Origin of the sequence: Planctopirus hydrillae (assembly GCF_001707835.1) — a bacterium.
Classification (GTDB): domain Bacteria; phylum Planctomycetota; class Planctomycetia; order Planctomycetales; family Planctomycetaceae; genus Planctopirus; species Planctopirus hydrillae.
In genome coordinates this window covers 1-22,403 of record NZ_LYDR01000093.1, presented here as the reverse complement: position 1 = coordinate 22,403, position 22,403 = coordinate 1, and the positions used below count along the sequence as shown (strand labels likewise).

At 51.8% G+C, this 22,403-nt stretch carries 18 protein-coding genes and 1 pseudogene; 10 read left to right on the top strand and 9 right to left on the bottom strand.

What is annotated here, in order from left to right; translation table 11 throughout:
- The first annotated feature begins 30 nt into the window (after positions 1-30).
- On the top strand, positions 31-870 hold the full coding sequence (locus A6X21_RS11460; RefSeq protein WP_013111248.1) for an MBL fold metallo-hydrolase: 840 nt from the start codon (positions 31-33) through the stop codon (positions 868-870).
- Between the two features lie 228 nt (positions 871-1,098).
- Here the strand turns inward: A6X21_RS11460 and A6X21_RS11455 are convergent, their stop codons facing one another.
- Positions 1,099-1,686: a hypothetical protein gene (locus A6X21_RS11455; protein ID WP_068847984.1), complete on the bottom strand. Its 588-nt coding sequence runs from the start codon at positions 1,684-1,686 to the stop codon at positions 1,099-1,101.
- Positions 1,683-2,318 carry a hypothetical protein gene (locus A6X21_RS11450; RefSeq protein ID WP_068847983.1) on the bottom strand — a complete coding sequence of 212 codons (636 nt, stop codon included), beginning with the start codon at positions 2,316-2,318 and terminating at the stop codon, positions 1,683-1,685. Before A6X21_RS11450 ends, A6X21_RS11455 begins: the two co-directional genes overlap by 4 nt.
- A gap of 357 nt (positions 2,319-2,675) precedes the next feature.
- On the opposite strand from A6X21_RS11450, the gene A6X21_RS11440 reads away from it, so the two are divergent.
- Positions 2,676-4,001, top strand: coding sequence for a cytochrome-c peroxidase (locus tag A6X21_RS11440; RefSeq protein WP_083233556.1), 1,326 nt, complete (start codon positions 2,676-2,678; stop codon positions 3,999-4,001).
- A 96-nt stretch (positions 4,002-4,097) separates the two neighbouring features.
- Positions 4,098-5,075, top strand: a complete 978-nt coding sequence (locus A6X21_RS11435) for a DUF1559 domain-containing protein (protein WP_205847456.1) — start codon at positions 4,098-4,100, stop codon at positions 5,073-5,075.
- 3 nt (positions 5,076-5,078) lie between these two features.
- Here the strand turns inward: A6X21_RS11435 and A6X21_RS11430 are convergent, their stop codons facing one another.
- The 4 genes from A6X21_RS11430 to A6X21_RS11415 form a co-directional block, all read right to left on the bottom strand.
- A complete protein-coding gene (locus A6X21_RS11430; RefSeq protein WP_068847979.1) occupies positions 5,079-6,620 on the bottom strand; it encodes a SpoVR family protein in 1,542 nt (513 codons plus the stop codon).
- Between the two features lie 68 nt (positions 6,621-6,688).
- Positions 6,689-7,795 (bottom strand): DUF444 family protein, encoded by a 1,107-nt coding sequence (locus tag A6X21_RS11425; protein WP_068847977.1) that lies wholly within the window; start codon positions 7,793-7,795, stop codon positions 6,689-6,691.
- Between the two features lie 18 nt (positions 7,796-7,813).
- On the bottom strand, positions 7,814-8,488 hold the full coding sequence (locus tag A6X21_RS11420; protein ID WP_083233555.1) for a Uma2 family endonuclease: 675 nt from the start codon (positions 8,486-8,488) through the stop codon (positions 7,814-7,816).
- 207 nt (positions 8,489-8,695) lie between these two features.
- Complete coding sequence (locus tag A6X21_RS11415) at positions 8,696-10,741, bottom strand: PrkA family serine protein kinase (RefSeq protein WP_068847975.1); 2,046 nt, start codon at positions 10,739-10,741, stop codon at positions 8,696-8,698.
- A 1,132-nt stretch (positions 10,742-11,873) separates the two neighbouring features.
- Between A6X21_RS11415 and A6X21_RS11400 the strand changes: the two genes are divergently transcribed.
- Positions 11,874-12,890, top strand: coding sequence for a hypothetical protein (locus A6X21_RS11400; protein WP_131818300.1), 1,017 nt, complete (start codon positions 11,874-11,876; stop codon positions 12,888-12,890).
- 236 nt (positions 12,891-13,126) lie between these two features.
- Here the strand turns inward: A6X21_RS11400 and A6X21_RS11395 are convergent, their stop codons facing one another.
- The 3 genes from A6X21_RS11395 to A6X21_RS11385 form a co-directional block, all read right to left on the bottom strand.
- A complete protein-coding gene (locus A6X21_RS11395) occupies positions 13,127-13,540 on the bottom strand; it encodes a type II toxin-antitoxin system VapC family toxin (protein ID WP_068847967.1) in 414 nt (137 codons plus the stop codon).
- Positions 13,540-13,776, bottom strand: a complete 237-nt coding sequence (locus tag A6X21_RS11390) for an antitoxin family protein (RefSeq protein WP_068847965.1) — start codon at positions 13,774-13,776, stop codon at positions 13,540-13,542. The genes A6X21_RS11395 and A6X21_RS11390 overlap by 1 nt, the downstream gene beginning before the upstream one ends.
- A gap of 303 nt (positions 13,777-14,079) precedes the next feature.
- On the bottom strand, positions 14,080-14,943 hold the full coding sequence (locus A6X21_RS11385; RefSeq protein WP_068847963.1) for a 4'-phosphopantetheinyl transferase family protein: 864 nt from the start codon (positions 14,941-14,943) through the stop codon (positions 14,080-14,082).
- Positions 14,944-15,362: 419 nt separating this feature from the next.
- On the opposite strand from A6X21_RS11385, the gene A6X21_RS11380 reads away from it, so the two are divergent.
- From A6X21_RS11380 to A6X21_RS11360, 6 genes and pseudogenes are all read left to right on the top strand, one after another.
- Positions 15,363-16,859, top strand: a complete 1,497-nt coding sequence (locus A6X21_RS11380; RefSeq protein WP_068847961.1) for a hypothetical protein — start codon at positions 15,363-15,365, stop codon at positions 16,857-16,859.
- Positions 16,860-16,989: 130 nt separating this feature from the next.
- Positions 16,990-17,094: pseudogene (locus A6X21_RS25555) on the top strand (zinc-ribbon domain-containing protein); the annotation flags it as partial.
- Positions 17,095-17,508: 414 nt separating this feature from the next.
- On the top strand, positions 17,509-19,326 hold the full coding sequence (locus A6X21_RS11375; protein ID WP_240490241.1) for a hypothetical protein: 1,818 nt from the start codon (positions 17,509-17,511) through the stop codon (positions 19,324-19,326).
- A 121-nt stretch (positions 19,327-19,447) separates the two neighbouring features.
- Positions 19,448-20,419: a ketopantoate reductase family protein gene (locus A6X21_RS11370; protein WP_068847957.1), complete on the top strand. Its 972-nt coding sequence runs from the start codon at positions 19,448-19,450 to the stop codon at positions 20,417-20,419.
- A 166-nt stretch (positions 20,420-20,585) separates the two neighbouring features.
- Positions 20,586-21,632 carry a DUF6807 domain-containing protein gene (locus A6X21_RS11365; protein ID WP_165603774.1) on the top strand — a complete coding sequence of 349 codons (1,047 nt, stop codon included), beginning with the start codon at positions 20,586-20,588 and terminating at the stop codon, positions 21,630-21,632.
- 180 nt (positions 21,633-21,812) lie between these two features.
- Entirely contained in the window at positions 21,813-22,145 is a 333-nt protein-coding gene (locus A6X21_RS11360; RefSeq protein ID WP_068847953.1) for a HesB/IscA family protein, read from the top strand.
- Positions 22,146-22,403 lie beyond the last annotated feature (258 nt).

Below are 22,403 nucleotides of genomic sequence, written 5' to 3'. Positions count from 1 at the left end.
TGACTGGTTTTACAAGGCGAACGGACTGACATGCTTGAAAATCTTCCCGTTCATTCGATGCCTTACAAAGACATCACGATTGAAGGCTGGTCGCGGGCGGCTGTTCAAAGCTACTGGCGAATTCCCGAGTTGAAGATTGGGTTTGATCTGGGAGGCTCGCCTTGGGATTTCATCGGCATTCCCACCTTCTTTATTACACACGCGCATCTGGATCACATGGCGGCTCTGCCAGCTTATGTGGCCCGCCGCCGCATGATGAAGCTGGAGCCACCGACGGTTTATGTGCCTGAAGCGGTGGTGGAAGATGTCGAGCGCATGCTCCGTGCGTGGCAGAAGCTGGACCGTGGACGGATGCTGGTCAATCTGATTGGAGTGGGCGAGAACTCGGAATTCGAGTTAGGTCGCGAGTGGGTGGTCACATCGTTTCCGACAAAGCATACCGTCCCTTCTGTGGGATATGTTGTCTGGAATCGCCGGATGAAGCTTAAGCCGGAATACCATGGCCTTTCCGGTGATGAGATTCGAGATTTGCGTTTAGCTGGGAATGAAGTCACAGCCGAAGTTCGTACTCCCTGGATTGCTTACACAGGGGATACTGCTCCTGCAGGGCTCGATGCCTGTGAAGCGATCTATCAGGCCAAAGTGCTGATTACTGAAATGACTTTCTTCCGCCCGGAGCACCGTCGCGAAAAAGTGCATAAGTTCGGCCATTTGCATCTGGACGATTTCGTGGAACGAAAAGACCGCTTTCAGAATGAGGTGATCATCGCGATGCACTTCAGCACACGCTATCCCACACCAACCATTGAGAAGGCGGTAATGAAACGTCTGCCCGCTGAGCTGAAATCAAAAATCAAGCTTTGGTTGTAGTACCGCACCAGAGTATTTAGCCAAGTAGGGTGAGGTTAAGGCTTTGCGCAACCCACCTTTGGCTTTCCTTTTCCACGGAGGCGGACAGCCCGACTCCAGTGATCGTCAAACACGATCAAGAATGTTATGGGCTTTGGGTTAAGCCCTGCTGTGTCAATGGAATTCAAGTTGATGGGTTGCGCAAAGCCTTAACCTATCCTACCGGGCTGGTGGGCCGGCGTGGGCTGTTTAATTTGCTGCCGGATGATCGGCGGTCCCGGGTTCAACAGAGTGCGAATTCGCTTGACTGTTGTTCGGCCCATCAGGCTGAGGAAACTTTTCCAGAACCTCACTCACAGGCATCGTCACCGATCGGCGGACAACGACATGCTTGGGGGGGAAGTAGAAGACATGCAGCTCAATATCCTGAAAGGGCTTGAGATTCTGATGTTTCACACAGGTGGCCAGCACTTTGTCGCGAAACGTTTCAAAAGCGGCATTATCTTCCTCGGGATGAAAGGGGACTCGAATGGCAATTCTCAAGATCGCGGGCCCTTTCTTCGGCAGGCCACCTTCGACCTTTGGTAATGAAGCTGGGAATTCCCTTCCCAGTGCCAAAGTTAAGATCCGGAAGGGCTTCGTCTGGTAATTCCAGAAGAGAGCGACCGCAACCGCAACACTTAATCCAAAAACGATCATAGCAACCACCACGTAGCGGCCATCGACGGCTTTGCCACTGATCCCCTCACCACTCACGTTCGAAGAAATGTCAGTGAGTTCGGAAGCAGAATGTTCCCGATCAGAATGGGAGGCATCGTGAGATGGGGAATGTGTCATGGTGAGTCCTGCCATTCGGGCCGTTCGGTGGGTGCTGACTGTTCAATGGCTGCTGAGTTCTCTGGTTGATCTTCTGGATTATAGTGCAGCAGCTCGTGGCGGGCCTGGCTGGCTCGATTGATATGAAACAGCGTGGGGAAATCACTGACATTCCACAATCGTCGAATTTCGCCAGTTGCGTCGCTGAGAATCGTACCACCAAACTTTCCTGTGTTTTCCAGTTCGGCTCGAACAATCGGCGGCAGCGATGTTGTGACGACCACGAGTTGAGTTTCTTCCCAGGCTGTATTTGACCGGACTTTTGCAGGCGAAGAGGTCACACGAGCCATTCGTTTCAACGCTTCGAGAGCCGCCCGAGAGCCGGGGGCATCGAACTCTTGGACGAACAGCAGGTAAATCTCGTGGCGCCCCAGGATCGAATCGAGGCGAAACATGCGGTTCTGCTGATCAATCCCTTCGAATCGTGGCGTGCTTTTCAGCGACAAGATTTTTTCGGAAGAAGGCTTGTCGGCTGCTTTCCAGAGGGCCGCATTTTCTTCTTTCTGCGGAGTAATCGTCTGCCAGCTTCTCCACCAGCATATCGCGGCAATCACTCCAGCAATCGCCAGCAGTACGACGATGTCTCGGATCATTCGTCGCCTGGATTCAATCACCACTGAGCAAACTTTCATTCAACTGAAGGTCATCGATCCGTTAGATGTCGTGGCTGTTGGCTGGCTGGAGGATGCGTTTTTCGGGAATCAGGCTTTTTTGCGAAAGCCCAGGCGAGTTGTCGAGAAAATCTTAGCAATGATCACGGCTAAAGTTACGCCAAAGTCGTCCAAGGAACGGTGGCGATCTTTTCCAGACATTTCCGCCGTAAGTATTGACCCTCGGTTTGATCGGACTATTATTGAGGCGAATGTTTTGAGACTCGGTCTCAATCTCAATTCGAAGGCAGCCGGGTTGGCTTCTTCGCAACGGTTCATTCGTCTCTCAGCAGGCTGTCCATGAAGTTAAGGCGTTTCATCAACTTATGGTTGCTGTCTCTTACGATTGCCGGGAGTTTTTTTGTTGTAAACGATTTGCCTGTCATTGGTTCTGAAAATTCAAAACGGTCGGGTGAGGTTGCTCGGCAATCGGAAACGCCAGCACCAACCAGAATCATTCGGGGGCGAGCCGGCTATTTTGAACGCTTGGCGCCGCGTCCCGAACGGGATGCTGCGGCTCGTCAGGCATGGATTGAACAGCTCCGGAAAGACTATTCGCCATCGACTGATCGCTGGCCGGCACCGCTCGTCGATTCCGGCGTTGAGTGGAAAGAATTGGGTCTGTTGCCCTCATTGCCTGTCTCGGCTTTGGATGCTCCCCTCGAGCCCAAAAGGATCTTGGGGCAGATGCTGTTCTTTGAACCCAAGTTATCGACTTCGGGGGAAATGTCCTGTGCGAGTTGTCATGACCCGGATCTCGGGTGGGCTGATGGGCGAACCGTCGCCTTTGGGACTGGCCGTCTGGAATTAAAGCGTAATTCGCCATCCATTCTGAATGTCGCTCATCAATCATCCTTTTTCTGGGATGGAAGGGCGACCACCCTGGAGGATCAGGCCATACAGGTGCTCATGAATCCTGAGGAAATGAATTCATCGCCGGAACTGATCCGGCAAAGACTTTCAGCTTCGAGTGATTATCAGCGGGCTTTTCGAGATGCCTTTGGTGACGAAGTGATCACTCTGCCACGAGTTGCCAAGGCCATTGCCAGTTTTGAACGGACAGTCCTTGGTGGTCGCAGTCGTTTTGACGCTTTTCTTTCGGGGAAGTCTGTCGCACTCTCGGATAGTGCACTGGTCGGGCTGGATCTCTTTCGCCGAGAGGCCCGCTGCATGAACTGCCACTATGGCCCGTTGCTCAGTGACGGGAAATTTCACGATGTGGGTTTAAGCTACTTCGGTCGTAAATATCAGGATCTTGGTCGGCACGAAGTGACTGGCAATCATGCTGACTCCGGCAAATTCCGCACTCCCTCGCTTCGCAATGTGACTGCCACCAGACCTTACATGCATAATGGTCTGTTTGAACTTGAAAATGTTATTAATCTCTACAATGCCGGTATGCCCACTTTAGTACCGAAGGCAGAGCAGGAAAATGATCCCCGCTTTCCAGTGAAATCGCCACATCTGAAGCCCTTAGGTCTCAATCCGCAGGACATTACCGACCTGCTGGAGTTCTTGAAAGCACTCGAAGAGCCTCGCACCCGTGTGCGGCCTCCACAATGGCCAAAACTCAATGATAAGACAGAAACACTTTCTTTAGGCTCTGGTACTCCACCGGATCGTTAATGGGTGTTTCTGAAAAATCGTTGTGTTCAATTCACCCTGCTCAGCCAATAGAAGTACTGCTTCTATCCAGCCAGAAATCCACTCCGGAATGACTCCATGTCTCGACAATCGATGAATTTGTGGCGATCTCACTCACGCCGGGCATTTACGCTGATCGAACTGTTGGTAGTTATTGCGATTATTGCCGTGTTGATTGCGTTACTGCTACCGGCTGTCCAGCAGGCTCGCGAAGCGGCTCGCCGCACTCAATGTAAAAATAACCTGCATCAACTGGGGTTAGCGCTGCATAATCATCACTCGGCTTACAATGCTTTTCCGCAGGCCGTCAGCGGTACAGGTGTGACACATTACTGGGGTGCTCAGATCCTGCCCTTCATGGATAATAATCCATTGGCGAACATCTATAATTATAAGGTTCGCTTTAATGACGCATTGAATCAGGAAGCCGTTAAGTATGTACTGCCGTTTATGGTCTGTCCATCGACGCCCAATGGTCCTCATATGGATCCCAGATTTGTGCTGGCTTCAAATGGGAATCCAGGCTGGCCCGCTGCGGCTTGTGATTATGCCGGGAATTCGGGGGTGAACAGCAACTTGTGGAATTCACCCTCACCGCTGAATTATCCCCGCCCAGCGAAAACGACGGGGCTGTTTACAGGTACGACAGATCCTGGTGTCCCTGGTATTTCTATTAAAGAGGTGCTGGATGGCACTTCGAATTCGATCGCGCTCATTGAATCTGCCGGTCGGCCTAAAGTCTGGAGAAATGATGTCATGGTTCCCGGCTCAGGCGAATTGACATCGACCTCGGCCAACTATGTTGCGGTCTCGTCATGGGCTTCCGGGAATTTGTTTGTTGTGCGTGCGTATGCAGCCGACGGTACGACATTCAGCCCGGCCGGGAATCGCATGGTGAACGCTTCAAACTTCTACTCGATCTATAGCTTTCACGATGGAATGGCCAACGTTCTGATGATCGATGGCTCTGTCCGATCCATCAGCGAGAATATTGATATCAATATCATCTGTGGTCTGCTGACTGTGCAAGGCGACGAAGTGCTGGGAGAATTCTAATTTTCAAAGAGCCGACATTGCTTTCGTCTGATGGGAATGTCCATCGTAAGAAATGACGGTGGGCTTGTCGTCGACGACGGTTTCAATGTGCACTGGGCGTGCCCAGAGTTTCTGGAGATTAACCAGAGTATCCTGGGTATGCCCCGATTTCAGCTCAACACCCTGATATTGATGCTGCAGATAAAGCTCACCACGATTGCGATAGTTCCCGTCCACCACATAGATGAATGGCCGGCCATGATTTGTCAGGCTGGTTAAGAGCTGCTGCTTGATTTGATCAAACTCTCGCGAGGCAATTTCATACTGATCTGCTGAAGGGTTGTAAGCAAATGAGAAGAACTTATGCTGGGCACAAAACTCAGGCGTCAGAAACTCATCGATAAATGTAATATCGTTATGAATCCGACGAACTTCAAAAATCTTCTGGCGGCCTAATCCAACATCTTTCTTCCAGCGGGCCTTTTCTTTCATATCTGTGCAGTTGTCATACTCAGGGCCGAACTGGCCATTATTCCAGCGTTCTTCGATATTGCGAAAGAGTTCGATCCCGACTTTGTAGGGATTCAGTCGTTGAGGTGTCATAGCGACTGTCCCACTGTGATGGTCGGCATAATCGATGACTTCGGAATCATTCATGCCGTGACGGGTCATGAGAAAGGTGTGCCAGTAACTGGCCCAACCTTCATTCATGATTTTGGTCTGACCCTGAGGGGCAAAGTAGTAAGCCTCATCGCGAATAATTGATAATACATCGTGCTGCCAATCACGCAGAGGTGCATGCTGTAATAAAAACTGCAGCACGTCCCGCTGGGGTTGCTCAGGGAAAGATCTTTTTTTCACGCGTTCGACCTCGCGGTCTTTGCGTTCTTTGGCCTCGCGCTCGAGCACTTCGGGTGGATTGATGAATTGATCCATATACCCTTTTGAAGGAAAGCGTCCCTCGGTGGCGAGGTATTCAAAATCCTCGTCTCGCAACAGGGCGGCATGCGGCATCGCCGAGATATCGGGAGCTCTTTTGATCTGGACGGAATGAGGATCAATCAGATCTTCCAGAGAGAGGCAGGCATCAATGAACTGCTCGACCTGCTCATAGCCAATACGATCGATGTAGCGACTGATTCTGGCGGCATGATTCGCCATCTGGTTGAGCATTTTGCGATTGGTATGTGAGAAGAACGCGTTGTTCTTGAAGAAGTCGCAATGCCCGTAGACATGAGCGATGACCAGCTTCTGGTCAATCATCATATTCGTATTGAGCAGATAGGCGTAGCAGGGGTCGTTGTTGATGACCATCTCGTAGATACGCTGCAGACCGTACATATGAGTCTTCACTAACTCATCGTACTCGGCTCCAAATCGCCAATGCGGATATCGGGTCGGAAAGCCACCATAGGCAGCGAACATGCAGAGTTCTTCAAGATCGAGGACCTCGAAAATCGTTTCGTAGAAATCGAGTCCATAACTGCGTGCATAGTCTTCCGTTCTCAACTGGATTTCACGCAGTTCGGCAGGAAGTTGCCGGTGTGTGGAGATCGACGTGGCCATGGGAATCCTTTCGCCTGCAGACTCTCAAGTCCTCGGGAATGGTCGAATGAATGACAGGCGCCTGGTAACTACTTTCCCTTCCCGAGAAACGTTTTGATCGACTCGTAGATTCCCTCGCGGTTCTTGATCTCTGAGAGAATCAGATTTTCAAAGCGGGAGACGATCTTCTTCAATTCGCGCAGATAATCTCCCGTGCCATAGGGGCTTTCGACCTGGCCATAGCAGAAGAGGTTGCAGACAGGGATCAGATCATTTTGCAGTTTCTGCATACATAGTGTGTTGTCTTCGCCCCAGTTATCGCCATCGCTGAATTGGAAGCAGTAAATGTTCCAGTCGGCGGGAGGAAAGTCGCGTTCGATGATCTTCTGAGCCATCGTATAAGCTGAGGAAATCCTGGTGCCCCCACTTTCCCGCGTGCGATAGAAAGTGTCTTCATCCACTTCATGGGCGACGGCATCATGCACGATATACCGCCGCTGAAGTCCGTCATATTGACTACGTAGCCAGGTATCAATCCAGAAGGACTCTGTGCGGACAATCTGCTTCTGGTCATCGGTCATGGAGCCGGAGACATCCATCATGTAAATGACGGCGGCGTTGGCATGCGGCAGCACCACTTCCGAGGAGGAGCGGAAGCGTTCATCTTCATGTGTGGGGATAACGACCGGAGTTAGAGGATCGTAGCCTCCCGTTGCAATGAGCCGCCGCAGAGCCCGCTTATAAGTGCGCTTGAAATGACGCAGTGATTTGGGGCCTGTCTGGCGGATGCTGTTGTATCGCAGCTTTTTCGTCTTAAGTGTGCTGTCTCCTTTGGGAGTGATCAGTGGCAATTCCAGCTCACTTCCCAACATGTCAGCCAGTTCATCGAGAGTCAGTTCGGCTTCGCGAATGTGCTGGCCTTCCTGATCGCCGGGTTGGGCCAGGCCACCTTCCTGATCACCTCCCTGGCCGACCGGCTGCCCGGCCTCTCCTTCGCCTTGACCCACACCTCCAGAACCTTTGCTGCCATGGCGAAAGCGGGGAATATCCAGATTGGGAATCGGAATACTCACCACCTCCCGGCCCTGGCGCCCCAGAATTTCTCCCTGAGTGATGTACTTCTTCAGTCCGTCGCGCACTTTCCCGCGGACAATTTCTTTGAACCGCTGGGTATCAAGATCGATCGGTCGAGTCATGGTATGGCCTCATGCCAGTCACTCGCGGGAGTCATCCGCATTTGTCGTGAGTTGCCCAGCCGCGAAGCAGGCGGTGGTATCAATCAGAAAACCGGGAAGTAATCGAGAAGTCGCAATACTTCCAGGGTGGTATTCTCTCTCCACTTCATAATCAGTTGACGGATGCGAAAGATTAAGGACCGTGATCCGAGATTCGTCGGGATCAACAATCCAGTATTCCGGGATACCGGCTGCGGCGTAATCTTTACGTTTGTCAATATAGTCTCGATCGCGATCAGCAGGAGATCCGCTGACGACTTCAATCACCAAATCTGCACCTTCGGCAGGACTCGTTAAGTCTTTGATTCTGGTGGTTGAGCAAAAAATGACATCGGGTTCCCGGTAGCGTTCCACCCCGACACGAACTCTCAAGGGTGCAAAAGCAACCAGACCAAGGTGCCTCTCTTGAACGAACGATTTCAGATGCTGATGCAGAAAATCGACAATCATCTGGTGAGACCAGGTCGGCATCGGGGGAAACTCCAGTACACCAGCGACTAGCTCGATCAAGCGATTACTGTTGATCGCCAGATATGCCTCCTCCGTCCAGTGCCCCTGAACCGGAAAATGATCGACGAGTTCCCATGTCGGTTCACCTTTCCGCGACCGGGGAATTAAAGAAACCTGATTCGTACTGTTTGTCTTGGTAGACATAGAAATACCATTTTGTGAGCTTCCCTACTGAGAAGCTGTTGTGTGATATCCAGTGTTGTGAATGTTCATGTTCCCTGACAGTGTACCATGGATCCCCAATAGAAAACCAACAGTTTCCAAACTCACATTATGGTACAGATCTTCACAAGTCTCTTGAGAAATGATGGCCGGCATTCATCAACGATCTGAGGCGCCAGTCACACTCGTTTAATCTCGTTTGGCATCGCCGCGGGCGAAGATACTCGCAACGTATTGCAGCACGTCGTGGGCTGATTCGTCGTTGTAGCCAAAGTCACGAATCAGTCGGCCCTTCACAATGTCGATCTTTTCCTGAGTGTCCTTATCGACCACATTGGAAACCAGGCTCGTGAGCTTGATGGTGTCCTTCTGGTCTTCAAAGAGCTTCATTTCCAGAGCTTTGTGCAGACGTTCGTTGGTTTTATAGTCAAACTTTTTCCCATCGAGTGCCAGAGCTCCAATATAGTTCATGATTTCCCGGCGGAAATCGTCCTTCCGTGTTTCGGGGATATCAATTCGCTCTTCAATCGACCGCATCAGGCGTTCATCGGGCTGTTCATCCTGGCCAGTGAATTTGTTACGAACACGTTCACGCTGAGTATAGGCTTTCACATTATCAATATAGTTGCCGCAGAGTCGTGTGAGAGCCTCGTCGTCAGCAGCAATTGCCCTTTGCACTTCATTTTTGACGACATCGGTATATTCTTCTTTAACGATAGAAATCAGCCGGCGGTAGGCATCCCGGGTATCTTCATTCGGGATCAACGAGTGATGCTTGAGCCCGCCCTCCAGTTCGTTGAGCATCATGAATGGGTTAATGCTTGTCGCATCGGCATTATTCACCAGTGCATTTGAAATTTTATCCTGCACGTAGCGAGGTGAAATTCCTTGCATCCCTTCATGCTTGGATTCTTTCCGCAACTGATCAACGTTATCCATCGTGAAGCCTGGCAATGATTTTCCATTGTAGAGCTTCAGTTTCTGGAGCAGTGTCAACCCGTGATGCTTGGGTTCTTCGAGTCGGGTAAGAACGGCCCACAGTGCTGCCACTTCGAGAGTATGAGGAGCAATGTGCTTCCCGCGGACACGTCGGCTGTTATAGTCCTTTTCGTAGATCGAAAGTTCCTGGCTTAACTTGGTGACGTACGGAATATCAATTTTGACCGTACGATCACGAAGTGCTTCCATAAACTCGTTGGACTGCAGCTTACGATACTCAGGCTCGTTGGTATGACCGATAATTACCGTATCAATATCGGTCTGAGCAAACTTCTTGGGCTTGATTTTATGTTCTTGCGAAGCCCCCAGCAGATCGTAAAGGAAGGCGACATCGAGTTTAAGGACTTCAATAAATTCGATCATCCCGCGATTGGCAACGTTAAACTCACCATCAAAGTTGAAAGCGCGGGGGTCAGATTCACTGCCATACTCGGCAATTTTGCGATAGTTAATATCTCCCGTCAGCTCTGTTGAGTCCTGATTTTTTTCATCTTTGGGCTGGAAAGTACCAATCCCGATCCGGTCGGCTTCTGACAGGAAGAATCGTTTGACGACGATCGATTCGAGAACTTTCGTCCAGTCGCCATTTTCCTCAGAGAGTCGCTCGCGGAAGTAGAATCGAGAAAGAGGGCAGACATCCCCTTTAATCTCGATGGGATAAGTCGCGTTCTGGACTTCCTCATTCAGTTGATCGCACAATTCCTGGCGATAAGCGTGGGGGATTAACTGCAATGGATCACCATTCATCGGATCCCAGGTGATGCTGCCATCCTTTTCCTTCCAGCCAAAGGTGTAGAGTGCTCCTTCGGGCTTGAGGGAATAGCGCTCGATCCCTTTTTTCAGCAGTCGGGCAATGGTCGATTTCGAACTGCCTACTGGGCCGTGAAGCAGGAGGACCCGGCGTTCGCTGCCGTATTTGAGAGCCGCACTGCGAAAGACGGAGACGAGTTGTGAGAGTTCTTCGGTGAGACCGAAAATCGCATCCCGCCCCCCGTTGTCGGGATCATCAAAGAATGCATAGCGCTTCAGGCCACCCCGGCGGCCTTCATCGACAGAATAATCACCATAGGAAGTGATCATGTCGTACATCCGCTGATGAGCCGTCCGCACGACACCTGGATTTTCGCGAACGATATCCAGATATTCGGCAAATGTCCCCTGCCAGTGTTCCTGCCAGAAGGTATCGGCATTCTGGCGGGCAGAGAATTTTTCCAGCAGATCTTGTCCTGTCGTCATGTTTCACTCCTAATTCGAATCCGTTCGGCGAAACTGAAATTCTGCAATATCAATGCTTAGTTCTGTGGTTTTTGGCGATGAAATTTTGTGATGTGAGATCTCCGAGGCGCCTGCATCTCCGTGAGCTGCGGGTCTGTTCAACCAGCCAGCCAATGACATCATGAACATCAGTCAGGTTCATGGGATGGCAGTTCCATTCCTGTTGCGCAGGCTGCCGCCAGCCCTGGCAATGAGGGGAAACTGCACATGAACTTCACTGAGTCAAAGCCTTGGACGAGAGCGAAAGGCCAGAGCTACAGTGAAAGTTCGTCAATGGTTTCGATGTGGGAAAGAGCGATCGACGAAAGTTTGCAAGGCAGGCTGAGAAGTCCCATCTCGAGTCAATACTGGCGAGAGTCTGACACGCTGTAGCAACAGGAGCTTTCAAAGCCCCCGAATCATCGACTGCAGTTCGTTCACTGCAAATCACATCACCAATTGTGAGCACAATTATTTATGAACATTTCGGGTTGAGTGAAACCCGGAATGATTCTGATCAGGGTCGAGGAACATTCATGGTCGGGGAACATTCATGACCGAAGTGCGAGGAATGTCAGCCTCGCGGCATCATCCAGTGATCGACAACATCACTGCACCTCATGCTAACATGAGATCGACAACACACGTCAAAAGAAATTTCGAGAAATCGACTCACACTTTCCAGAACCATGAATTCGCCAGAACCATGGGCACCAGAACAGACACGCCATCGATTCACAGAGGTATGTCGAAGAGGCATTCGAACGCTGTCTTCATATTTCAATTATCTCTCCATCCGGGTTGGCGACAAGCCCAACTTTGCAAACTCTTCACTTCCTGCACACAAATCCTTCATGGGCAGGCTCTCATCTAGAAGGTAGTTTTCCGAGTTTTTGTGTCGGAAACCGCGATCACTTTGATGCTCATGGCATGTCGCTGACGAACTTGACCATCCTTAAAACGTTGCCCGCAGAGTTCCTCCTGAGGTGGCCCGCACATCATGGTTTCCTGCTTTCTCTCTGACCGGACTCTGAGTCGTCACTGCATCCTCTGTTGGTTTTTTGGGGGGTGGTGCGGTCTGGTCTTGAGCCTGGTGTCCGGGTGTGAGACATCAGTGACTCCCATGGCAGGGCCGGTGTCATCGACCGGCTCGAAGTCATCTCCTGCAGTGGCCAAATTTAGAAAACTCCCCCTCGATGTGCGGGCCGCTGTGGAGAGTTTACGAGCTGATTCTGCGGCAGAATCTCCCGCCGATGCTTCACTCCATGCGCCTGTGTGGCTGCTGGTCGAATTGAGCCCTGAGATTCTCTCCACCTGCCGGAGTGACCTGCGCGATCTGCGCGTGGAAGTTGAAGATCCTGCAAAGAAAGAGCCACTCATCGCACCGTCGATCGCGGCTGAAGCCGGCTGGATTGTGCGGAATCTGCCACGCTCCGCAGCGGCTGCATTAGTCAAAGAGAGCGGATCCTTCGAAGTTCAAAGGCGTTACGAGCCCTATCAGGTTTCTGACCAGTGGGATGAAGCTTCGCGGGTATGGACGGTCTTGATCGAGACGCGCAACCTTCCCGTCGGGGCCGTCGAGTGGAGGTTTCCCGCTGCCGAGTCAGCGACTGATAGGGACGTCGAAATTCCAGTGGAGGTTGAGCGAGCTGTGCCGGAAGCGGGAGTTTCGCCGTGGGATTGCATTCTCCGTACGCGGGTGGCCCAACCCGGTCAGCCCTTAACTGCCGGCCAGCCTTTAACATCGGGCCAGCCATCAACTGCGGGCCAGCCATCGGCTGTGGAAGTGTCGTTCGTGGTTTCCAATATCAACCAGCACCGCCTATTGCTCGGAGGTATTCCGCCCGAGATGAATGCCGCCAGCTTTCGGCCCGAGTCGATTTCCTTGCGCGGGCCGCGCCTGCTCCTGGCGTTTCCTGTCCAGCGACCTGATCTGGCCAACTGCACCTACTCCCTCTGCTTCGGCGACCGGCAAGCCCTCTCCCCCGGCTTTGAATTGGGACTGGACGGGGAAAGCCAGTTTCTGGATCAACTGGAACAGGCGTGTGAACCTCTTCAGGTTGACGACGTGCTGCAGCAACTAGGTCAAGGTCTCAAATCGCCGCTGGTTCCGAATGCTTCCTTGCGTTGAAGAATCTGTGAAGGCTCTCACCACACAAAGTGAAAACCTCTCTCATCACGGCTGCTCACGCGAAGTCGCGAAGAAATTTCGTAGGGTGCATGAAGTCTTCGGAATGCACCAACTTCAGGTGTCGACTCTCCCGCACTAGGATTCGCATATCGAAGATCGCAAAAACATGCTTGCCCAGAGCTGCAAGCATTGAGGAGTTTGATGGATCAACTCGACTCAATGAGTGATTGATGACATCATGACGATGTTAACCAGTTGTCGATCTGGAGATCGGCGATGCGGGCAAAATCATCGACGTTGTTTGTTGCGAACACGAGATTATTTTCGATTGCAGTTGCTGCAATGAGAATGTCGGCGTCTGGGATCAGGGCTCCCCGGCGGTATAGATCCGCATAGATTTCTGCAGCTCTCACTATCACTTTGTCATTGAGCGGAAGTACCTCATTGTTATCACAGAACACTGCAAATGCCGCGAGTTGTGCTGATGCCTGTTTGACCTGTAATCCACGCATTAACTCAAATCGAGTCATCAGGGATATGGTGAATGACGGGTAACTTCTGAGATATTTTCTCGCTCGGTTCAAGGCTGTCTGATTTCTTTTCATCAAGCCTGAAAGCACATCTGTGTCGAGAAGTGTTCGAGGATGCATTAGGATGCGTCCCTTGAACCGAAAAAGTGATCGCGATTCAGGGCGATCTCTTCGATCTCCTGAATTTCCGATTCTGTGAAGTCGGCGAAGACATTCAAAGCCAGCTCCAGGGCCTTGGGTTCTGGTTCATTCTCCACAGTAATCCTCACCCGGCTGCCTTCAGAAATGGTGAGATTTTCACCAGGGAGTGGCCGGAACGTCCCATTCTCGTAAATCGCTTCAAACGCCTGCTGCATGGATGGAATCTCCCGGTGGAGAGGAAAGAGTTTTATGTCCCTATCATATCATTCTTCGTCATCAATCAGTCAATTTTCTTGATGGAAACAAAGCTGTGGCTCTCGCGAAGGCGCGAAGGAATTTTGTAGGGTGCATGGAGTCTTCGGAATGCACCAACTTCAGGTGTCGACTCTCCCGCAATAGGATTCGCATATTGAGATTCGCAGAAACATGCTTGCCCAGAGCTGCAAGCATGGCACACTTCAGCAGTTTTTTAGTGGTGATGGATGGATGCAGCGGGTCAATTGGTGTGTGGTCTTGGACTATCGAATCGATGTTTTTACCCAATTGGTTTCTGCCCAATCGATGGTGGCGTAGGTGATCTTGGGAGGGTGGGGCGAGTCGAGGAAAAGGGCGGCTTCGTAGTGCGGGTGAGGTGAGGTTTCGAAGAGTTGCCAGCGCTGCACCTGCTCCCTGTCGGCGGCATGCGCGAGGAGTGCCCGGTGGCTGGTTCCCGGGGGAAGGGAATGAATCGGGACTTCGAACGCTTCCAGCGAATAGGCCAAGCCGACGCCAATCGCCTTTACATAGGCCTCTTTACGCGTCCAGCAGCGAAAGAACGCCCGCTGGACCTCTTCTGCGGGAAGAGCTTCAAGGGCGGCGACTTCGCCGGGTGCAAAGAACCGGCGGGCCAGACGCAGGCAATCGGTCGTGCGGGCCGCATGTTCGAGGTCAATTCCCAGTCGCAACGGTGCGGGGGAGTGATTTGTTGTGGAGGTTGAGCAGGGGAGCTGGAGGGCAATCAAGGCCATTTCGCCCGAATGACTGACACTGAAATCGCTCTCGCAGCCGGCCCAGGTGGGTTTGCCGCTGGCTGTGGGGATCAGTTCGATCGACCGAATATCTTTGGGCTGATGGCAACCTTGAATGTGAGTGGCCAGCAACGTTTTGAGAGCGGCCCGGCAGGCAATGAACCGGCGACCAACTTCCGGAAATCGATATCGATCGGCCCGTGCCAGTTCCGAGGTGGAAAGGAGTTCCCGCAACGATGTCTGGCGGTCAGGAGAGATTTCGAGCGGGACGCGTACCACGAGGATCTGGCTGGGCGAACTGGAGAGGATCTCTGGCGACCAGTCGGGCCACAGAAGCGGGCTGCAAGATGTGTTGGCTGCCGTGGAGAGCGTCACAAGGTTCTCGATGGTTCACAGACGATCATGGTTCGCGGTGGAATTTATTCTGTATGAAATTTTCCACAAGGGTTGATCCCCGGATCAAGTCACTGGCGATGTTTTGCGCAGAACAGGTATTCTGTAGGAGCGCGCGTTGTACTGGCAAACGACTTTCCTTCAAAGAAGGTATGACCCGGTGGGCTCTGTCGTCGATGGTCGTCGGTCTGTGGTCATGAGTCTGTGTCCGACAGGAGACGGGCTTGACCTCGATCGAAGGATCGATGCAGGGCCTAATGATCCGGGGTCAGGGAAGCCAGCGATGGGAAGTCACGGAATCATGTTTCGCCCTGTTTTATGTTTCGCTCTGTAGAAAGTGCCAGTTCTTGAGTTGATGAGGGCCTTGCAGAGCTTACATTCACCAGCCGTAAAGGTTGTTCATGCGGATTCAGCAGTTTCTCGAACATCATGGGCTTTCTCAGAATCCATTCAGTCAGGAAGACGCACAGAGCGATCCGCTGTTCAAGCGGTTCTGTGCTCAGGCGACGTTCCATCCTGCCTGGGATAAAATCTGCGGCAACCCGGGGGAACCATCGACAGCCGTTGTGTTTGGTGAAAAGGGAAGTGGGAAAACGGCACTGCGCCTGCAGGTGGTGGATCAGATTTCCGAGCATAATGTGGGGAATCCGAATGACCGGGTGTTTGTGGTCGAGTACGACGACTTCAATCCGTTTCTCGACAACTTCCGCCAGCATGTGGCCCCGCATTCTTCCCGACCTGAGCGGGCTTTGAATCAGTGGAAGCTGTGGGATCATATGGATGCGATCCTGTCGTTAGCGACCACCCGGCTCGTGGATGATGTGCTGGAGGAGAACCATACGTCCAAGCCGGGAGCTTTTGAGATTCATGCGGATCGACTGGCGAGCCTTTCGCGTTCGCAGAAGCGAGATCTGCTGCTGCTGGCGGCCTTTTTCGATAAGGCGCGAAGTACACATCCCGCCACACGCTGGAATGCTTTGCGTCGTAAATTGAGGTTTGCCAACTTTGTGAGCTGGTGGGAACTGGGGCTGGGAGCACTGGCCACGCTGGTCCTCTTTGGGGTGCTGGCACAGAACGGCTCGCTGAATCAAATGGGCAGGCCCTGGCCGTGGCTGGTGCTGCTGGTGGCGTGGGGCCCGTGGCTGATCAAGCAGACAAAATTGTTGTGGCTGGCCTGGCGAGTTTGCCGACAGGTGCGCGTGCTGAATCATCCTTTGATTGCACTCAAGCAGGTGCTGGCAGGTTTTGAATCGAAAGACCTCGTGGCACAGCCTGTCCCTGCCAAGGACCGCAGTGATGACCGCTATGAATTCCTCTCGAAGCTACAAAGCGTGCTGAGAACGCTGGGCTTCACCGGGATGGTGGTGATTGTTGATCGTGTCGATGAGCCGCATCTGATCAACGGTAATGCCGAGCGCATGCGTGATCTCATGTGGCCCATGTTCGATAACAAGTTTCTCAAGCATTCGGGATTGGGCTTCAAGCTGCTGTTGCCTGTCGAGATCAGTCATTTTCTCAGCCGGGAAAACCCCGAATTCTACGAGCGTTCGCGGCTCGATAAGCAGAATATGATCCGCTCGCTCGAGTGGACAGGGGAATCGCTTTACGACCTGGCGAACGATCGGATTAAAGCTTGTACCAATGGCAGTACCAATCCGCCCAAGCTGCTCGACTGGTTCGACAGCAGTGTGACGGAAGCGGAACTTGTCAGCACGTTGTCGCAAATGCGCGTGCCCCGGCATCTTTTCAAGTTCTTGCATCAACTGCTGGTCGAGCACTGCAATCGATTCACCGATGGCAATCCCCAATGGAAGATCGACCGCTCAACGCTGCATGCGGCACTCGCTGTCTATCGCCAGAATTTGAAGGCCTACGACCTGGGAATGGGGCCGGGTTAGGGGGCTTTTTTCTTTGTGCCCTCGGGTGATTTTCTCATAAAAATCGGATCTGGCAGTACTGTTCATTTTACTGTGCTACGTATAAGCTCAAGTCCTACACAACAGGCGAGTGGCTTTAGCGGAGCACAGTATGGCCTCACTACGGATTTCGTGCCCTGACTGCGAATCAACTTTCAAATTGGCTTCAGCCGAAAAAATTGGCAAGAAAGTCAAATGTTCCAAGTGTGGTTCGATATTCGTAGCGAGGTTGTCTCCAGAGGAAGAAGGGGGCTTTGGTTCAGACTTCGATGAACCGATCTCTCCACCAGCGAAGTTACCGCATAAAAAATCAACCTCAAAAGTTCATGGGCATAGCTCGACAGTGAAGACTCGTCGGCAGCCCGTTTCTCAGAAGCCGCCAGTGGTCGCATTGATCGCTGGTGTATGCGTGCTCGTTCTCGTTGCAGGCACGCTAGTGGCCGCCATGTACTTCCGAGGCTCATCGAGTCGAGAAGTAATGCCGGTGGTTGCAGCGCCGGAACCTGCTTCGACACAGGGGGAGGCAACTTCAACCTCTTCTTCAATCGGTGCCGAGAAGCTCCCCGGTAACGAATCCGTGGCTCAAACGGCTGGCAATGAGAAAGCGACCACTGAAAAATTTCTTCCCGGAATGGGCTGGTTTGATCGCGATACCGATCTGCTGATTCATGTGAATTCGGCAGAGATTAACAAGTCACCGATGGTTGTTTCTCTGGGCAGCAAGTTTGGAGTCAGCCCGGATCAGCCTTTAGGAAAAAGTTCACTTTCGCAGAAGGATATTAAGAGTATCACTATTGGATTGAAAGTGATTTCGGCCGCTATAGAAAAGGCCGCACCACTGCCGGAAGATTCGATGGAAGTCCTTCTTCCAAGGATTGCTCAAGCGATTGGATCGTCAACTGAGGAGTGGACGAAGAGCACTCTGGGTGTCCTTCATCTGAATAGATCTGTCAGCTATGATGATCTCCGGGCCATTGATGGAAAGGGAGAAATAAGAAAACATGCAGATCGTGACTATCTCTTCTATGAAGCCGATGTGGATCGATTAGACTCACGCGCATTCTATTTGAGTCAGCCGGATGTTCTGTTAGTTGGTTCTGTCGAGACTATTCAGCGGGCAATTGCCGGGGGTGAGTCGGTCAAACCCCATCCCATGTGGGCGACACTCGATCGAGATGCCCACCTCCTCGTAGCGGTGATTGATCCATCAAAAGCCTCTTCGATCCCTGGTCAGATCGAGAGCACAAGCCCGATGACTCAAGGGAAGTGGCCTTATGATCTGAGTGCTGCGCAATTTTCGGTTAAGGTTGGGGAAGATCTTTCAATAGGCTTTCAACTTCTGTCGAAGAGCACTGATGAACTTCCCAAACTAAAAACCTTGATTGATAATCAGATCAAATATATTCAGACATTTCTCCGGCCCAATATTTCGAACTTTACTGAAGATCTGGACACGATCAGTAAGCATCTTATTGAGAATCTGAAAACTGAAGAACAACCGGGCTCACTCAGATTTGTGACCAGCATTCCGGCAACGGATGAAGAAAGGTTGGTGCAGCTTCCTTCGAGTCTCATGCTGCTCATGGCTATGGGCGGACCGAAGAATTTCGCTCCGGGAATGAAACTGCGTGAGACCAGAGAATCGAATTTCTTCACACAAGGTGCACCATTTCAGCCGGCTGTGGAAGCTCAGGGATTGGAGCCTGGTATCACATTGAACGCTTCAGCCATGAGATGTATCTATCGAATTGATGACGGAAATACAGGGAAGCAGTACGTCCCCCATGGAGTTGTTTTTCGCGCCAAAGGAGAGAGGTTCAACCGGCTCAGCGGGATGGGGAAGATCAAAATTCATAGCATCAAGGTTGATCAAGGTCAGGTAGTGATCGATTCAACCGATAAAGTGAATGGAGAGTCGCTGAACATTTGCAAAATTCTGCGACATAGTGGCCAGGTGGAGCCCGACGAGAACAATCTGGCTCTTCTGTTTACAAATCAACGATTTCAGGCGTCACGGATCGTTTCTATGGAAGGAGAAATCACTTGCCTGATTGGTGGTAAACGAGTGGTGCATGAAATTCCAGGCCTGTTTGATAGTAAATCATTGAATGATGCTTCCCCATTGATAAAAAAGCTAGGATTTAGGAAAAAAATTAAACCTGATATGAATGACTATGAAGACTACCCGGATTATTTATTTTCAGCAGACTCTATGCAGTATGTCAAAGAGATGAAAGTTCGTTATTTTGAGGTAGAGGGAAAAGTTCGTACTCCGCATGAAATAACCACGTCGAATCGATTCGAGAATGGACGTTGGTGGCATGTTTTCGCTGGATTGAAATCTCTTCCAATTCATGGTGATGAGGTCTTACTTGTGGAGGTGATCGATCAACCTGAGGAGCAGGTGGTTTCGTTCAAATTTGAGAATCTACCGTTTCCCAGAAAATAAATGAGTTTCACCGTCCGGTGATGTTGAGACGAAAGTTCTGCCTCGTGTTGAATGATCGCTGGGAATCGATCATCGTCAGATTGAACGATGAAAAATGATTTTGGTAGAGGCTAGATAATCCATGCGAGTTCTGGTTTTGGGTGCGGGGGCTGTGGGTGGGTATTTTGGTGGGCGGCTGCTTGAAGCGGGCGAGGATGTGACGTTTCTGGTCCGGCCGGCGCGCGCACAGAAGCTGGCTCAAGCCGGTTTGGCGATCGCCAGTTCTTTCGGGAATGCGTTTCTCCCGGCACCTGCTTGCCTGACTGCGAGTGGACTTCGTGCGCTGGCAGAGCGGGGTGAACCTGCCGCCCGATTCGATCTCGTGATTTTGACGTGCAAGGCCTATGACCTGGAGCAGTCGATCGCTGATATTCGGCCAGCCGTTGGGCCAGAGACACTCATCATTCCCATGCTTAATGGCATGCGGCATCTGCAGGTTCTCGATGCAGCGTTTGGTCCCCAGCATGTGCTGGGTGGCAAATGCCATATTTCGGCTCGGCTCAACACTGCTGGTGAAATTGTGCATTTGAGCAATGTGCACGATTTTGTTTATGGAGAACGATGTGCCGAGCAGGCCGAGCGGGTGGATGTGATCGATCCGATTTTTTCACGGGCGAAGTTTACTGCGGTCCATAGTCGCCAGATCTTGCTTGAGATGTGGGAGAAGTGGTTCTTCCTGGCAACGCTGGCGGGGATCAATTGCCTCATGCGGGGGACGGTGGGAGATATTGTACAGGCGGGCGGTGGGGCGTTTACGTTACAACTTCTTGAGGAATGCCGGTCGATTGCTGAGGCGGCCGGGTATCCCCCTCGAGATGCTGTGTATCAGGATCTGAAGTTTCGCGTTCATAACCCCAAATCCACTCTGGCAGCCTCGTTGATGACAGACCTCGAAGCGGGGGGAGCGAATGAGGCGGCACAGATTCTTTATGATCTCAAAAATTATCCATCGCCTGTCCCGGCGGGAAGTTTCCGCTTGCTCGACCTGGCGATCACTCATCTCAAAGTGGCTGACATTCGCAGAGAGCGGGAGGGTGCTTCCTCCAGAGGTTGATCTGTCGCTGGATGGAAGCGAACTCTTTGTTACGAACAGGTGATGTTGAGCCCGTGTGGGAATCGTGGCGATTCCTGTTGCGATTTCATGGTGGTGAAGGGCATTTCCTGAGGAAAGTGACGGCTGAGGTTGGTATGGTTGCCAGTTGCATCCCATGGGGACTTCCATGTCCCGCTGCATGATGGACGACCATGATTTTGAACAACCGGGAGATCAGGCAATGACGTTCCAACAGATGACTGGAATGAGGGCTTTACCAACTGCTGGCCAGTTTCTCTGGTGCCTGGCTGTGATCTGCAGTCTGACGTTGGGGTCAATCACGACTTTTGGTGCTGAAGGCGGAGTCGTTGCTCAGCAGGAGGGAGATCAGATTGCGATTACGATTGATGGGCAACCCTTCACGACTTTGCATTTGGGCAAGGATTTGAAAAAGCCCTATTTCTGGCCACTCCTGGCTGCCGATGGGGCCATACTCACCCGGCCTATTGAACCAGGAGAAAAAGAGCATCCACACCATAAAGGATTGTGGATCAGCATTGATGAAGTGAATCACAGCAAGCACTGGATGGAAAGAGAGCCCATCGTGAATCGCGGGGCGACGATCGAGAAGGGGGCAGGCGAGAAGGTGGTGATTCGACTCGAAAACGAATGGCTTAATGGAGACGGGCAGGCCCAACTGCGAGAGACGACACGGTGGACGATCACCAGGAACCGCCTGATTGCAGCAGAGATCGTGCTGGAACCATTGGTGGATGACGTGACGATGGGAGATACCAAGGAAGGATTTTTCGCAGTTCGAATTGCTCAGACCATGCGGGAACTGCAGGGAGGAAAAATCCTGACTGCCAACGGGAAGACCAAAACCAAGGAGGCCTGGGGCCAGCCAGCGCAGTGGATTGATTATTCCGGAAAGGTGAATGAGAAAACTTACGGTGTGACAATTCTCGATGACGCGACCAACTTCCGCCCCGGAAGATACCACGTTCGAGACTACGGTCTGTTCACCGTAAGTCCTTTTGGTGAAGGGTCTTATCAGAATGATATGACGCTGTCCAAGCCTGTGGTACTGGCGGCCAGGGGAGCCAAGCAAACCGTCAAGCTGCGATACGGTTTATGGGTTCATTCGGGAGTTCCGACTGCTGAGGAGATTCAGAAAGTCTACGAAGGATTCCTGACAGAAGGTCGCACAGAGAATCCGAAAAAGGCTGGTTGATTGTCGTATTGCTCAATGGCGTATAAAGTTGTGTATGGTGGATGGTTCTGTATTGCCACTTTCCCTCCGGCAGCCGGTCAAACAAGGCCCCTTGTTGACTTGTGACGCCGGGTTGTATAATGCAACTGAATTTCGCTTTCACTTGTGAAACAGCGATGCCCTTAATTGAGGAATGAGAACATGCCAGTCACATTGACCGAAAGTGCCGCCAAGGAAATTCAGCGGATCATCAGCGAGCAGCAAATGAGTGAAAGCACGCTGGTTCGAGTCGGTATTGCCGGCGGCGGTTGCAGTGGCTTCAAGTATAACTTCGGTTTCGAAGAAGCCGCTGATCCCGTCAACGACCATCTGATCGAAAATCATGGTGTTAAGGTTGCTATCGACAAGAAGAGTGCGTTGTATCTGGATGGTACCACCATCGACTTCTACAGTGGATTGGATCGTCGCGGATTCGTGTTTGAAAACCCGAATGCTGTCAAGAGCTGCGGATGTGGCAGCAGTTTTTCCGCATAGTAGTTGAGAATCAGTTCTCACTGCCAAGACAAAAATTCATGCGACTTCGGGAGGTCTTCCTGAAGTCGCATTTTTTGTTTGGATGTGACGCGTTGTAGAAATCGATGGCGTGTGGCGAGGGGTCATACCGCATGCTTGCTCCAGGCCGCAAGCATGGCACAAAAACCGCAAGCATGGCACACAACGCCGTCCACGATTTTCTCAGCAGGAGTTGAGCAGTCTTTCTCCTTGGCGGCGTTGGGTTTGAGTCAGGCGTTG